Annotated in this window: 12 protein-coding genes; 2 read left to right on the top strand and 10 right to left on the bottom strand. The window is 67.3% G+C overall.

The annotated features are described in order from the left end of the window. Window positions 1-3: 3 nt before the first annotated feature. The 4 genes from ispG to ndk all read right to left on the bottom strand — a co-directional run bounded on the left by ispG (window position 4) and on the right by ndk (window position 4,233). A complete protein-coding gene (gene ispG / locus X946_RS15875) occupies window positions 4-1,308 on the bottom strand; it encodes a flavodoxin-dependent (E)-4-hydroxy-3-methylbut-2-enyl-diphosphate synthase (protein ID WP_038749260.1) in 1,305 nt (434 codons plus the stop codon). Window positions 1,309-1,398: 90 nt separating this feature from the next. Then, the gene (locus X946_RS15870; RefSeq protein WP_038749166.1) at window positions 1,399-2,481 is read right to left on the bottom strand and encodes a RodZ domain-containing protein; all 1,083 of its coding nucleotides are present in this window, start codon (window positions 2,479-2,481) and stop codon (window positions 1,399-1,401) included. Between the two features lie 147 nt (window positions 2,482-2,628). Continuing rightward, window positions 2,629-3,765, bottom strand: a complete 1,137-nt coding sequence (gene rlmN, locus X946_RS15865; RefSeq protein WP_038749163.1) for a 23S rRNA (adenine(2503)-C(2))-methyltransferase RlmN — start codon at window positions 3,763-3,765, stop codon at window positions 2,629-2,631. A gap of 42 nt (window positions 3,766-3,807) precedes the next feature. Continuing rightward, window positions 3,808-4,233, bottom strand: a complete 426-nt coding sequence (ndk, locus tag X946_RS15860) for a nucleoside-diphosphate kinase (RefSeq protein ID WP_038749160.1) — start codon at window positions 4,231-4,233, stop codon at window positions 3,808-3,810. Window positions 4,234-4,481: 248 nt separating this feature from the next. Here ndk and X946_RS15855 point away from each other — a divergent pair, with 248 nt between their 5' ends. After that, window positions 4,482-5,180, top strand: a complete 699-nt coding sequence (locus X946_RS15855; RefSeq protein ID WP_038749157.1) for a Bax inhibitor-1/YccA family protein — start codon at window positions 4,482-4,484, stop codon at window positions 5,178-5,180. A 97-nt stretch (window positions 5,181-5,277) separates the two neighbouring features. Here the strand turns inward: X946_RS15855 and rlmD are convergent, their stop codons facing one another. Beyond that, complete coding sequence (gene rlmD, locus X946_RS15850) at window positions 5,278-6,675, bottom strand: 23S rRNA (uracil(1939)-C(5))-methyltransferase RlmD (RefSeq protein ID WP_038749154.1); 1,398 nt, start codon at window positions 6,673-6,675, stop codon at window positions 5,278-5,280. Between the two features lie 76 nt (window positions 6,676-6,751). On the opposite strand from rlmD, the gene X946_RS15845 reads away from it, so the two are divergent. Then, complete coding sequence (locus X946_RS15845) at window positions 6,752-7,612, top strand: endonuclease/exonuclease/phosphatase family protein (protein WP_038749151.1); 861 nt, start codon at window positions 6,752-6,754, stop codon at window positions 7,610-7,612. Between the two features lie 100 nt (window positions 7,613-7,712). Here the strand turns inward: X946_RS15845 and X946_RS15840 are convergent, their stop codons facing one another. From X946_RS15840 to surE, 5 genes are read right to left on the bottom strand one after another with little or no spacing between them, the layout of a single operon-like run. Beyond that, window positions 7,713-8,489 (bottom strand): 3'-5' exonuclease, encoded by a 777-nt coding sequence (locus X946_RS15840; RefSeq protein WP_038749149.1) that lies wholly within the window; start codon window positions 8,487-8,489, stop codon window positions 7,713-7,715. 7 nt (window positions 8,490-8,496) lie between these two features. Beyond that, complete coding sequence (rpoS, locus tag X946_RS15835) at window positions 8,497-9,585, bottom strand: RNA polymerase sigma factor RpoS (protein WP_038749147.1); 1,089 nt, start codon at window positions 9,583-9,585, stop codon at window positions 8,497-8,499. An 11-nt stretch (window positions 9,586-9,596) separates the two neighbouring features. Beyond that, window positions 9,597-10,469 (bottom strand): peptidoglycan DD-metalloendopeptidase family protein, encoded by an 873-nt coding sequence (locus tag X946_RS15830; protein ID WP_038749144.1) that lies wholly within the window; start codon window positions 10,467-10,469, stop codon window positions 9,597-9,599. 11 nt (window positions 10,470-10,480) lie between these two features. Continuing rightward, complete coding sequence (locus X946_RS15825; RefSeq protein ID WP_038749258.1) at window positions 10,481-11,503, bottom strand: protein-L-isoaspartate(D-aspartate) O-methyltransferase; 1,023 nt, start codon at window positions 11,501-11,503, stop codon at window positions 10,481-10,483. Then, the gene (gene surE, locus X946_RS15820) at window positions 11,500-12,261 is read right to left on the bottom strand and encodes a 5'/3'-nucleotidase SurE (protein ID WP_038749141.1); all 762 of its coding nucleotides are present in this window, start codon (window positions 12,259-12,261) and stop codon (window positions 11,500-11,502) included. The genes X946_RS15825 and surE overlap by 4 nt, the downstream gene beginning before the upstream one ends. Between the last annotated feature and the right edge of the window lie 70 nt (window positions 12,262-12,331).

Here is a 12,331-nt window from a genome sequence, read left to right as displayed (position 1 = left end):
GAATTAATTCTGGACCGCAACGCGGCCGTAGGTGCGCGCGACGTAATCGCTCACGATCTGCTGGAATTCCTCCGCGATGCGCTCACCGCGCAGCGTCTTCACTTTCTGGCCGTCGACGAACACGGGCGCGGCCGGGTTCTCGCCCGAGCCCGGCAGGCTGATGCCGATGTTCGCGTGCTTCGACTCGCCCGGGCCGTTGACGATGCAGCCCATCACCGCGACGTTCATCTTCTCGACGCCCGGATATTCCTTGCGCCACGCGGGCATCTGCTCGCGCAGATAGGTCTGGATCTGCAGCGCGAGCTCCTGGAACAGCGTGCTCGTCGTGCGGCCGCAGCCCGGGCACGCGACGACCATCGGCGCGAACGAGCGCAGCCCCATCGTCTGCAGGATTTCCTGGCCGACGATCACTTCGCCCGTGCGCGACGCGCCGGGTTCCGGCGTGAGCGAGATGCGGATCGTGTCGCCGATCCCTTCCTGCAGCAGCAAGCCGATCGCGGCCGTCGACGCGACGATGCCCTTCGAGCCCATGCCCGCCTCGGTGAGACCGAGATGCAACGCGAAGCCGCAGCGGCGCGCGAGCTCACGATACACGGCGATCAGATCCTGCACGCCGCTCACCTTGCACGACAGCACGATCTTCTCGCGGCCGAGGCCGAGCTCCACCGCGCGCTCGGCCGAGCCGACCGCCGACTGGATCAGCGCCTCGTACATCACGCTCTGCGCTTCCCACGGCTCGGCGCGCGCGCCGTTCTCGTCCATCATCCGCGCGAGCAGGTCCTGGTCGAGGCTGCCCCAGTTCACGCCGATGCGCACCGGCTTGTCGTACTTGATCGCGGCCTCGATCATCTGCGCGAACTGCGAATCGCGCTTCGCGCCCTGGCCGACGTTGCCAGGGTTGATCCGGTACTTCGACAGCGCTTCCGCGCACTCGGGATAGTCGCGCAGCAGCAGATGCCCGTTGTAATGGAAATCGCCCACGAGCGGCACGGATACGCCCATCCGGTCGAGCTGCTCGCGGATCGCCGGCACGGCGGCGGCGGCCTCGGGCGTGTTCACCGTGATGCGCACGAGCTCCGAGCCCGCGTTCGCGAGCTCCTTCACCTGGATCGCGGTGCCGATCGCATCGGCCGTGTCGGTGTTCGTCATCGACTGCACGCGCACGGGCGCCGCGCCGCCGATCGTCACGAGCGTCCCGCCCCAGCGGACGTCGACCGCATGCGACACGCGCCGCGGCGCATGCCCGCCGAACACCGGCTCGGTTGAACAAATCTGACTGCTGCGTGGGGATTGAGCTTCGGATTGCATCGATAGATCCAATTTACGCCAAACGCGCCGCCCGCTTGGCGACGCGCGAAAGAGAACAGCGCCGTGCCCGGCCGGCCACGGCGCTTGCCGTCAGGGCAATGCGAAACGCGCGACGTTGCCCCGAGCCGTCGAGTATTTTGCCGGATCGACGGGCTTGCCGTCGAAAGCGATCGATTCGAGCCCGGCCTTGTTGCCGATCGTGACCTTGAGCGGCGCATCGCCTGCAACCTGCTTCGTCTCGCCGGCGCGCACGAGCGACGAGAACAACTCCTTGCCGTTCTTGTCGCGCACGCTGAACCAGCAGTCCTGCGCGACCTTCAGCGCGACCACCGACTGACCGGGCGCGGCCGTTACGACGGCGCTCGCGCCATCGGCCCCCAGTGCCGCCGATTGTTGCATCGATTGCGCCGGTTGCGCGGCGGCGACCGGCGTCGAAGCGGGCGGCACGGCCACCGCGCTCGCGACGGCAGGCGCGGAACCCGCGGCCGGCACGCTCGCCACCACCGCATCGCCCGCCGACGCGCCGCCGACCGACTGCGTCGCGCTCGCCGCGACGGCGCTCGCCTGCGTCACCGTGCCGGACACCGCCGCGCTCGCCGGCAGATCGGACGCGGCGCCCTCCGGCTGCGCACGCGCGCCCGACGCGGCTTCGCCGGCCCCGCTCGACTTCAAGCGCGCGAGCCAGTTCGACGATTCGCCGCCCGTACGCCACATCGCCGCGGCGATCAACGCGACGACGACCGCCGCGACCGCCCACAGCCACGGCCGGCCGCGCGACGAGCCGCCGAGCGGAATCGACACCCGGCCGCGCGGCAGATCGGTGCCGGCCGACGCGGGCATCGACAGATCGACCTCGGGCACACCCTTCTCGCGACGCAGCGCCTGCGCGAACGGTTCCGGATCGACGCCGAGCATCTTCGCGTAACTGCGCACGAGGCCAAGCGCGAAAGTCGTCCCCGGAAGCTGACTCGTATCGCCCGCCTCGAGCGCCTGCAACTTCGACGCTGCGACCTTGAGCCGCGCGGACACGTCGTCGACCGACCATCCCTTCGCCTCGCGCAACTCCGCGAGCCGCGCGCCCACTGCCGCGACCGACGCAATGCCGCCGCCGGCCGCCGCCGGTTTCTCGCCTGCGTTCGTCTCTGGGCTCTTTGACGGCTGCGGTTCGCTCATCCTCATCCTCGCGTCGATTCTTCTTGCCTGCACACCCGCACCGGCTCCGGCCAGGCTCGCAACACCACCGTTGTCACACACTGCGCGGCGCCGCGCGCCGCCCCCGATCGCTTTACGCGTATTTCACTGCCGGCCCGGGCATCCCCGTCAAACCGCCCGGACCTCGATAATCTTTGCCGCGCCCGTTCGCTCGGCAAGCCGCGTGCGGTCCTTGACCGCGCCCGCCAGTTGGCCGCAGGCGGCGTCGATGTCGTCGCCGCGCGTCTTGCGGATCGTCGTCACGATGCCGGCGTCGATCAGGATCTGCGCGAAGCGCTTGATCTGTTCCGCCTTCGAGCGCACGAGCCCCGATTCCGGGAACGGATTGAACGGAATCAGATTGAACTTGCACGGCACGTCGCGCGTCAGCGCGAGCAGCTCGCGCGCATGCGCGTCGGTGTCGTTGACGCCGTCGAGCATGCAGTATTCGAACGTGATGAAATCGCGCGGCGCGACTTTCAGATAACGCTGGCACGCGGCCATCAGCTCGCGCAGCGGATGCTTCTTGTTGAGCGGCACGAGCATGTCGCGCAGCGCGTCGTTCGACGCGTGCAGCGACACCGCGAGCGCGACGGGCAGCTCGGCGCCGAGCTTGTCCATCATCGGCACGACGCCCGAGGTCGACAGCGTCACGCGCCGGCGCGACAAGCCGTACGCGTTGTCGTCGAGCATGAGGCGCATCGCGGGCACGACCGCCGAATAATTGAGAAGCGGCTCGCCCATGCCCATCATCACGACGTTCGTGATGACGCGCTCGGCCTTGCCGTTCGGGCCGGGCGCGCGCCCGAGCGACGCGCGCAGCGCGAATTCCGCCATCCGCAGTTGCCCGACGATCTCGCCCGTCGACAGATTGCGGGAAAAACCTTGCTTGCCGGTCGAGCAGAAGCGGCAATTGACCGCGCATCCCGCCTGCGACGACACGCACAGCGTGCCGCGTGTTTCCTCGGGGATGAACACCGTCTCGACCGCGTTGCCGTTGCCGACGTCGATAAGCCACTTGCGCGTGCCGTCGGCCGACACGTGATCGCTCAGAATGTCGGGCGTGCCGATCACGGCGCGCCCTTTCAGCTTTTCGCGCAGCGACTTCGCGAGATCGGTCATCCCGTCGAAATCGGCTGCGTTGTATTGATGGATCCAGCGCTGCAGTTGCTTAGCGCGAAACGCCTTCTCGCCGAGGCTGCCGCAGTACGCGACGAGACCCTCGGCGTCGAGGTCGAGTAGATTGACGATGGTTTCGCTCGCCATGATGCCCTGCCTTGCCGCCAGACGCGCCGGACCCCGACCCGCTCAGCGCGAGTAGACGTTCATTTCCGGGAAGAAGAACGCGACTTCGCCGCGCGCCGTTTCCGGTGCGTCCGAGCCGTGCACGGCGTTCGCGTCGATGCTGTCCGCGAAGTCGGCGCGGATCGTGCCCTTTTCCGCCTTCTTCGGGTCCGTCGCGCCCATCAGGTCGCGGTTCTTCAGGATCGCGTCCTCGCCTTCGAGAACCTGGATCATCACCGGGCCCGAGATCATGAATTCGACGAGATCCTTGAAGAACGGACGCTCGGCGTGCACGGCGTAGAATTTCTCCGCATCGGCGCGCGACAGGTGCGCCATGCGCGCCGCCACGATCTTCAGGCCGGCGTTTTCGAAACGGCTGTAGATCTGGCCGATCACGTTCTTCGCCACCGCATCCGGCTTGATGATCGACAGGGTGCGCTCGAGTGCCATAAAAACTCCAAGAAATTAAGAGGTTACAGTTTCAAATGAATCCGCTATTGTAACACGTTCCCGTGTATCATTGCGATTGAACCCTTACACGACAGAAAGGTTCTAACACTTCGCGTTTCGCGGGCACCGAGACGTTGAAACCTCCGCCCTCGAAACCTATCTTAGGGGTAGCGGCCTGACGGCTTATTGCGGCGCAACAAGCGCGCCGCCGGCCGGCGGCGCCGCCACGTTCCATGTTAGGAGAAACCATGAACGACTATCCGTACAACTTCGGCCGCGGCGGCGCGATCAGCACGGCCGAGACTCGCAACCGCGTGCTGCGCAACACCTACTGGCTTCTTGCGCTGTCGATGGTGCCGACCGTGCTCGGCGCCTGGGTCGGCGTCGCGACGGGTTTCTCGCTGTTCGCCGCGACGAGCCCGATGATGAGCCTTCTCGCGTTCTTCGCGATCGCGTTCGGCTTCATGTTCGCGATCGAGCGCACGAAGAACAGCTCGGCCGGCGTGTTCGTGCTGCTCGGCTTCACGTTCTTCATGGGCCTGATGCTGTCGCGCCTCCTGAGCTTCATCCTCGGCTTTTCGAACGGCCCGTCGCTCATCATGCTCGCATTCGGCGGCACCGGCGTGATCTTCGCCGCGATGGCGACGGTCGCGACCGTCAGCAAGCGCGATTTCTCCGGCCTCGGCAAGTGGCTCTTCGTCGGCGTGATCGTGCTGCTGCTCGCAATGGTCGCGAACGTGTTCCTGCAGTTGCCGGCGCTGATGCTCACGGTGTCGGTGCTCGCGATCGTGATCTTCTCGGCGTACATGCTGTTCGACGTCCAGCGCGTCGTGAACGGCGGCGAGACCAACTACATCAGCGCGACGCTCGCGATCTACCTCGATCTGTACAACGTGTTCACGAACCTGCTCGCGCTGCTCGGCATCTTCGGCGGCAACCGCAACTGAAGCCCGGCGGCACTTCGTCGCGCATCACGAAAAACCGGCCCCGAGGGCCGGTTTTTTCATGCCCGCGCACGGCGCACGCCGCCGCGAAAGCAACGCGTCACGCGCGCTCGAAGAGCGCGATCGATTCGACGTGCGACGTATGCGGAAACATGTTGACGACGCCCGCGCCCTTCAGCCGGTAGCCCGCCTCGTGCACGAGGAGCCCCGCGTCCCGCGCGAGCGTCGACGGGTTGCACGACACGTAGACGATCCGCGCGGGCAGCGGCCCGACGCCGCTCTGCGCGATGTCCGCAAGCGCCTTCGACACCGCGAGCGCGCCTTCGCGCGGCGGATCGATCAGGAATTTGTCGAACGCGCCGAGCGCGCGCAGATCGTCGGCCGTCACCTCGAACAGGTTGCGGCACGCGAACGACGTGTGGCCGTCGACGCCGTTTTCCTTCGCGTTCGCGAGCGCGCGCACGCTCAGCGTCTCGCTGCCCTCGATCCCGACCACCTCGCGCGCGAGCCGCGCGAGCGGCAGCGTGAAGTTACCGATTCCGCAGAACAGATCGAGCACGCGATCGTCGCGCGAGGGCGCGAGCAGCCGCAACGCGCGCCCGACGAGCACCCGGTTGATCTGGTGATTGACCTGCGTGAAGTCGGTCGGCTTGAACGGCATCCGGATGCCGAATTCGGGCAGCGTGTAGTCGAGCTGCACGTCGAGCGGATAGAACGGCGCGACCGTATCCGGCCCCTTCGGCTGCAGCCAGAACTGCACGCGGTGCGTGTCGGCGAATTCGCGCAGCAGCGCCTCGTCGGCCGCGTTGATCGGCTCGAGCACGCGCAGCACGAGCGCCGTCACTTGCGAGCCGACCGCGAGCTCGATCTGCGGCATGCGATCGCGGATCGACAACTGCTCGACGAGCCTGCGCAGCGGCACGAGCATCGCCGACACGTGCGGCGGCAACACCTCGCAGCTCGTCATGTCGGCCACATAGCTGCTCTTCTTCTCGTGGAAGCCGACGAGCACGCCGCCCTTCTTCGCGACGTGGCGCACGGTGAGGCGCGCGCGATACCGGTAGCCCCAAGATGGGCCGTGTATCGGCGCGAACATCGCTTCGGCGCGCAGCTTCGCGAGATGCCACAGGTTGTCCTCGAGCACGCGCTGCTTGATCGCGACCTGCGCGCGCATATCGAGATGCTGCATCGAGCAGCCGCCGCAGGTGCCGAAAAACGCGCATTTCGGCTGCGTGCGCATCACGCTCGGGCGCAAAATATCGACGACTTGCGCCTGCTCGTAGGTCGGCTTCCGGCGGAAGCTCGAATACGTGACGCGCTCGCCGGGCAGCGCGCCCTCGACGAAAATCACCTTGCCGGGCTCGCCGTTTTCGTCGACGACGCGGCCGACGCCGCGCGCTTCCATGTCGAGCGAATCGATATCGAGAACCGGGGCGCGATCGGGCGCGGCGCTCGCATGCGACGCGCGGCGCGTGGAGAGAGGGACGGCTTCTGACACCAGCTTTTCCTGACGAACGATTGTGGGGAAAGGCGAGATTGTAGACGAACGGCCGTCACGCAACGGAGATTCGACGATGCGACTCATCAGTTGGAACATCCAATGGGGACGGGACGCCGACGGCACGGTCGATCTGGCGCGCACGATCGACGCTGCCTGCCGGCTCGGCGATTTCGACGTGCTGTGCGCGCAGGAACTCACGCGCGGCTTTCGCGCGCTGCCGGGCGGCCCTTCCGACGATCAGTATGCCGAACTGGCGACGCTGTTGCCAGAATATGCGGTGTTCGACGCGATCGGCGTCGATCTGCCGCCGACCGAGCCGGGCGCGCCGCGCCGGCAGTTCGGCAACGCGCTCGCGACGCGGCTGCCGGTCGAGCGCGCGATGCGCCACGCGCTGCCGTGGCCCGCGAGCGCCGCCGCGCCGTCGATGCCGCGCTGCGCGCTCGAAGTCACGCTGCGCGCGCCGTTCGGGCCGCTGCGCGTCGTCGTCACGCACTTGGAGTATTACTCGGCGAAGCAGCGGCTCGCGCAAGTCGACGCGTTGCGGCGCCTGCACCGCGAGGCGGCCGCGCACACGCGCGCGAGTGCGCCGCCTGAGACGCCGACAGGTCCGTTCGCGCCGTCCGCGCGCGCGGCCGACGCGATCGTCTGCGGCGATTTCAACAGCGCGTATCGCAGCGGCGCTTACCGGCGCTTTCTCGCGCCGTTTCCCGACGCGCCGTGCTTCGTCGACGCGTGGCTCGCGCGCCATCCGGGCGAGACGCCGCCGATGACCGCAGGCGTCTACGACACCGAGCAGTGGAAGGAGGGGCCGATGACCTGCGATTTCGTGTTCGTCACCGACACGCTCGTTCGCCGCCTGACGCGCTGCGAGATCGACGGCGCGGTGCGCGCGTCCGATCATCAGCCGATCGTGCTCGAACTGAGCGATGCGTGAGCGCCGGCAAGCCGGCGAGAAAAGAGACGCGTTTCGGTTTCGCGGCGTCGAGAGAGAGACAGAGAGAGCGGCGTCCGCCCTGCGGGGGACGCCGGACGGTTCACGCGTCGAACGCGGCGAGGTATTCGGCCCAATGCAGCGCCGGCTCCTGCACGAGCGAATTCTTCACGAGCGCGATCTCTTCGGTGTACTCGGCGGGCGACAGACCACCGCGCATCTGCTGGAACCGACAGTACAGCAAGTAGGTGTTCACGACGTCGGTCTCGCAGTAGTTGCGGATCTCCTCGATCCGCCCTTCCTGAAACGCCTTCCACACCTGGCTGCCGTCCATCCCGAGCTTGCCCGGAAAGCCGCACAGCTTCGCGAGCGCGTCGAGCGGCGCGCTCGCGCGCGGCTGATAGAGCGCGAGCAGATCCATCAGGTCGAGATGCCGCGTGTGGTAGCGCGACAGGTAGTTGTTCCACTTGAAGTCGCGATCGTCCTCGCCCATGTCCCAGTAGCGCGGCGCCGCGACGCCGTGCACGAGCCCGCGGTAATGCAGCACCGGCAGATCGAAGCCGCCGCCGTTCCACGACACGAGTTGCGGCGTGTACTTCTCGATCACGCGGTAGAACGACTGGATCAACGTCGCCTCCGGGTCGCCCGGTGCACCGAGCGAGCGCACGCGAAAGCCGGTGTTGTCGCGGAACACGCACGAAATTGCCGCGACCCGTTGCAGATGAAGCGGCAGGAAATCGCTGCCCGTCTTCTCGCGGCGCGCGGCGAACGCGTGCTCGGCCACTTCGGCATCGGTGAGGTCGGCGGGCAGATCTTCAAGACGGCGAATGCCGTCGACATCGGGAATCGTCTCGATGTCAAAAACCAGAATCGGTGTCATCGATGAATTACAGAACGGCGTCCTTGCGCACGCCGTTGGATGCGAAAAACCGCTTGAGCCGCACGAGCGCTTCCTGCTGGATCTGGCGAACCCGCTCGCGGGTCAGCCCCATCTCGTCTGCAAGCTCCTCGAGCGTCGCGGGTTCAATGTGATTGAGGCCGAAGCGCCGCTCGATCACATGGCGGTGCTTGTCGGACAGGCGCGACAACCATGCGCGCGTTAGCGTTTCCAGTTCGCGGTGCTGAACCTCCGCATCGGGCGACTGGCTCTGGTCGTCGGGCAGCAGATCGAGCAGGCTGCTCGCCGGATCGAGATCGAGCGGCGCATCGAGCGATGCGGTGTGCTCGTTGAGCGCGAGGATGTCGGTGACTTCCTCGGCCGTCTTGCCCGTCAGATACGCGATGTCGTCGATGCTCGCCTCGCGGCGCTCGGCCGCCGCGCCCGTCGACAGCGAGTTCTTTTCCAGATGGCGCTTCGCGCGCAGCACCTGGTTCAGCTCGCGGATCACGTGCACCGGCAGCCGCACCGTGCGCGCCTGATTCATGATCGCGCGCTCGATGCTTTGCCGTATCCACCAGGTCGCGTACGTCGAAAAGCGAAAGCCGCGCGTCGGATCGAACTTCTCGATCGCGTGCATGAGCCCGAGGTTGCCTTCCTCGATCAGATCGAGCAGCGGCACGCCGCGATTCAGATAGCCTTTCGCGATGCTGACGACGAGCCGCAGATTCCGCTCGATCATCACCTGCCGCGCGTCGAATTCGCCCGCCTTCGCGAGCCGCGAATAGCGCTGCTCTTCCTCGACCGTCAAGAGCGGCTTCACGCTGATGCGATTCAGGTAGTGCTGGATCGTGTCGGCAGTGAGCTCCGCCTGCAGAAGCGCCCGGAAATCGTCCAGATCGGGTGACGCGTCGGCTGCATCGCCGCGCCCTTCGCGCGAGTCGTCCGAATCCGCTTCGCGCGGCTCGTAGTCGCGTTCGTTGTCGGCGGCGTCTTCATCCTCGTCCGTCGAAGCGCCAGCTCGCTCCACCGATGCTTGCGTGGCTCGACTGATCTTCTCAGACTCGGCTTGCGGCTCGTGGCGCTTCGATTTCGGCATGGTCGTCTCGTTTATTGAGGCGGCAAATACTTCAGCGGATCGACAGGTTTACCCTGCCGGCGAACCTCGAAATGCAGCATCACGCGGTCGGAATCGCTATTGCCCATCTCTGCGATCTTCTGGCCTTTCGTCACCGCGTCCCCCTCTTTTACCATCAAAGCGCGATTGTGTGCATACGCCGTGAGATAAGTTGCGTCGTGCTTGATGATAATGAGATTGCCGTAGCCGCGCAGACCGTTGCCCGCATACACCACGCGGCCATCAGCGGCGGCCTTCACGGCCTCGCCGGCCGGGCCGCCGATGTTGATCCCCTTGTTCTTCGAATCGTCGAACGTGTTCAACAGCGCACCGCGCACCGGCCACGCGAACGACAGGTTGCTGCTCGCCGCAGGCGCAGTCGTTTCACTCGGCGCGGGCGCGGCAGACGGCGCGGCGCTCGCGGTGGAACCGGAGCCATAGATCGGCGGCACCGCAGCCGGGCCGCTCGACAGCGGCGGCGTCGCCGCGCCGCCCGCGACCGGTGCGGCCGGCGTCGCGCCGCCGGCTGTCGGCGAGACGCGCAGCAGTTGATCGACTTCGATCTGATTCGGGTTCGTGAGGTTGTTCCACGCTGCGATGTCGCGATAGTTCTGGCCGTTCTCGAGCGCGATCCGATAAAGCGTGTCGCCCGGCTTCACCCGGTAGTAACCCGGGGGCGCAGGCGGCAGCGGCGCGGGCGGCTGCGCGGCAGCCGTCGTGCCGAGCGAGCCGGAACGATCGACGACGGGCGCCTGGTCGAGCCGCGTCGCGCACGCGGCGAGCAGCGTGAAAGCCGCCATGCAAATCGCGCGCTGAGCGAGCGAGAGCGGTAACTTCAAACGATTGTTTTGCATCGCGCGCAGCATACTCATCGGTATCAAATCACTCCGGATTTTAAAGGGACAAAGAAAACGCGATCAAGCCGCGACTCGCGCCACTGCGCGGGTGCGACGCGCTCCACGAGCGTCAACACCTGCTCGCCCGCCTGCTCTCCGACAGGCGCGACGAGCCTGCCGCCGATCGCCAATTGTTCCAGCAGCGCCCGCGGCACGTCGAGCCCCGCCGCCGCGATCACGATCGCGTCGAACGGCGCCGCGGCGGGCAGGCCCACGCGTCCGTCGCCGTAATGCAAGCGGATGTTCGGCACGCGCAGCGGCCGCAAATTCAGTTTTGCGCGCTCGTAGAGCGGCTTCACGCGTTCGATCGAATACACGTCGCGCGCGACGCGGCTCAGCACCGCGGCCTGATAACCGCAGCCCGTGCCGATTTCGAGCACGCGCTCGAGCACGCGGCCGGCCGCCGCGAGTTCGATCATCCGCGCGACGACCGACGGCTTCGAGATCGTCTGCTGATGCCCGATCGGCAGCGCCGCGTCTTCATACGCCTGAGCCGCGAGCCCCGGATCGACGAACATGTGGCGCGGCACGGCCGCCATCGCGGCCAGCACGCGCGGATCGGCCACGCCGTTTGCCCGCAGCCTTTCGACCATGCGCTCGCGCACCCGTTCCGAAGTCAGCGCGAGCGCGCCGCTCAACGCGACATTCGGCGCGGCGCCCTTGTCGCCGCTTTTCGCGGCGGCGGACGGCGCGCCCTTCGCGACGCCGGGCAGGCCCGACGCGGATTTCTTCGCGTGCGCGGACTTCGGTGCGGACACGCGGCCGCCCGTCGTGGCCACGCGGCCGCCCGTCGTGGCCACGCGGCCGCCCGTCGTGGCGGCTGCGCGCTGCGGCGCGCGCCGGTCGGGCACGAGGGTCGATGTGGCGGCGGGCGCGGCGGCAAGGCGCTGGCGGGCGGCGTCGCCCGCCGCCTGGCGCTCGGCCGCGCGCCCTTCGGGCTTGCGCGGCTCGCGCTTCAGGTCCTCGAGCGCGAGCGGAAACCGCTTCGCGCGCTCGCCGCTCATGAAGCGCCGCTCCCGGCACGCGCCCATTCGCGCGTGGCTGCCAGCATTTGCGTGTGCGTGAGATCGAGCTGCAGCGGCGTGATCGACACGTAGCCCGCCGCGGTCGCGTGGAAATCGGTGCCCTCGCTCGCGTCGCGCGCGTCGCCCGCCGCTCCGATCCAGTAGATCGGCTCGCCGCGCGGATTCGTTTGGCGAATCACCGGCTGCGACGGATGGCGCTTGCCGAGCCGCGTCACGCGCCAGCCCTTCAGCTCGTCGTACGGCAGGTTCGGAATATTGACGTTCAGCAGCGGCCGGCCGGACAGCGGATTGTCGAGATAGCGGCGCACGATCTCGGCCGCGACGCGCGCGGCGTCGCCGAGGTGCGCCCACTCTTTGTGAACGAGCGAGAACGCGATCGCCGGCACGCCGAACATGATGCCTTCCGTCGCGGCCGCGACCGTGCCGGAATACAGCGTGTCCTCACCCATGTTCTGGCCGTTGTTGATTCCCGACACGACGAGGTCCGGCTTCGCGTCGAGCATGCCCGTCAGCGCGACGTGCACCGAATCGGTCGGCGTGCCGTTCACGTAGTAGAAACCCGTGCTCGCCGAACGCGACACCGAAAGCGGACGCGACAGCGTAAGCGAGTTCGACGCGCCGCTGCAATTCTGCTCGGGCGCCATCACCATGACCTCGGCCAGCGGGCACAGCGCTTCGTACAGCGCGGCGATGCCGGGCGCAAGGTATCCGTCGTCGTTGCTGAGTAATATTCGCATCCGCCGATTGTAACCGAGGAAAGATTGCGCGAGAGCGACAGCCCCGGCCGCCTCGCGTGCAGCGTGCGAC

This window comes from Burkholderia sp. ABCPW 111, assembly GCF_000773065.1.
GTDB classification, from domain to species: domain Bacteria; phylum Pseudomonadota; class Gammaproteobacteria; order Burkholderiales; family Burkholderiaceae; genus Burkholderia; species Burkholderia savannae.
The sequence above is the reverse complement of the archived record's forward strand: the minus strand, read 5'-3'. Positions and strand labels throughout refer to the sequence as shown.

Bases quoted from the DNA above. Each gene is read 5' to 3' on its own strand.
- ispG (WP_038749260.1), bottom strand. From the start codon at position 1,308: ATGCAATCCGAAGCTCAATCCCCACGCAGCAGTCAGATTTGTTCAACC.
- X946_RS15870 (WP_038749166.1), bottom strand. From the start codon at position 2,481: ATGAGCGAACCGCAGCCGTCAAAGAGCCCAGAGACGAACGCAGGCGAG.
- rlmN (WP_038749163.1), bottom strand. From the start codon at position 3,765: ATGGCGAGCGAAACCATCGTCAATCTACTCGACCTCGACGCCGAGGGT.
- ndk (WP_038749160.1), bottom strand. From the start codon at position 4,233: ATGGCACTCGAGCGCACCCTGTCGATCATCAAGCCGGATGCGGTGGCG.
- X946_RS15855 (WP_038749157.1), top strand. From the start codon at position 4,482: ATGAACGACTATCCGTACAACTTCGGCCGCGGCGGCGCGATCAGCACG.
- X946_RS15845 (WP_038749151.1), top strand. From the start codon at position 6,752: ATGCGACTCATCAGTTGGAACATCCAATGGGGACGGGACGCCGACGGC.
- X946_RS15840 (WP_038749149.1), bottom strand. From the start codon at position 8,489: ATGACACCGATTCTGGTTTTTGACATCGAGACGATTCCCGATGTCGAC.
- rpoS (WP_038749147.1), bottom strand. From the start codon at position 9,585: ATGCCGAAATCGAAGCGCCACGAGCCGCAAGCCGAGTCTGAGAAGATC.
- X946_RS15830 (WP_038749144.1), bottom strand. From the start codon at position 10,469: ATGCTGCGCGCGATGCAAAACAATCGTTTGAAGTTACCGCTCTCGCTC.
- X946_RS15825 (WP_038749258.1), bottom strand. From the start codon at position 11,503: ATGAGCGGCGAGCGCGCGAAGCGGTTTCCGCTCGCGCTCGAGGACCTG.
- surE (WP_038749141.1), bottom strand. From the start codon at position 12,261: ATGCGAATATTACTCAGCAACGACGACGGATACCTTGCGCCCGGCATC.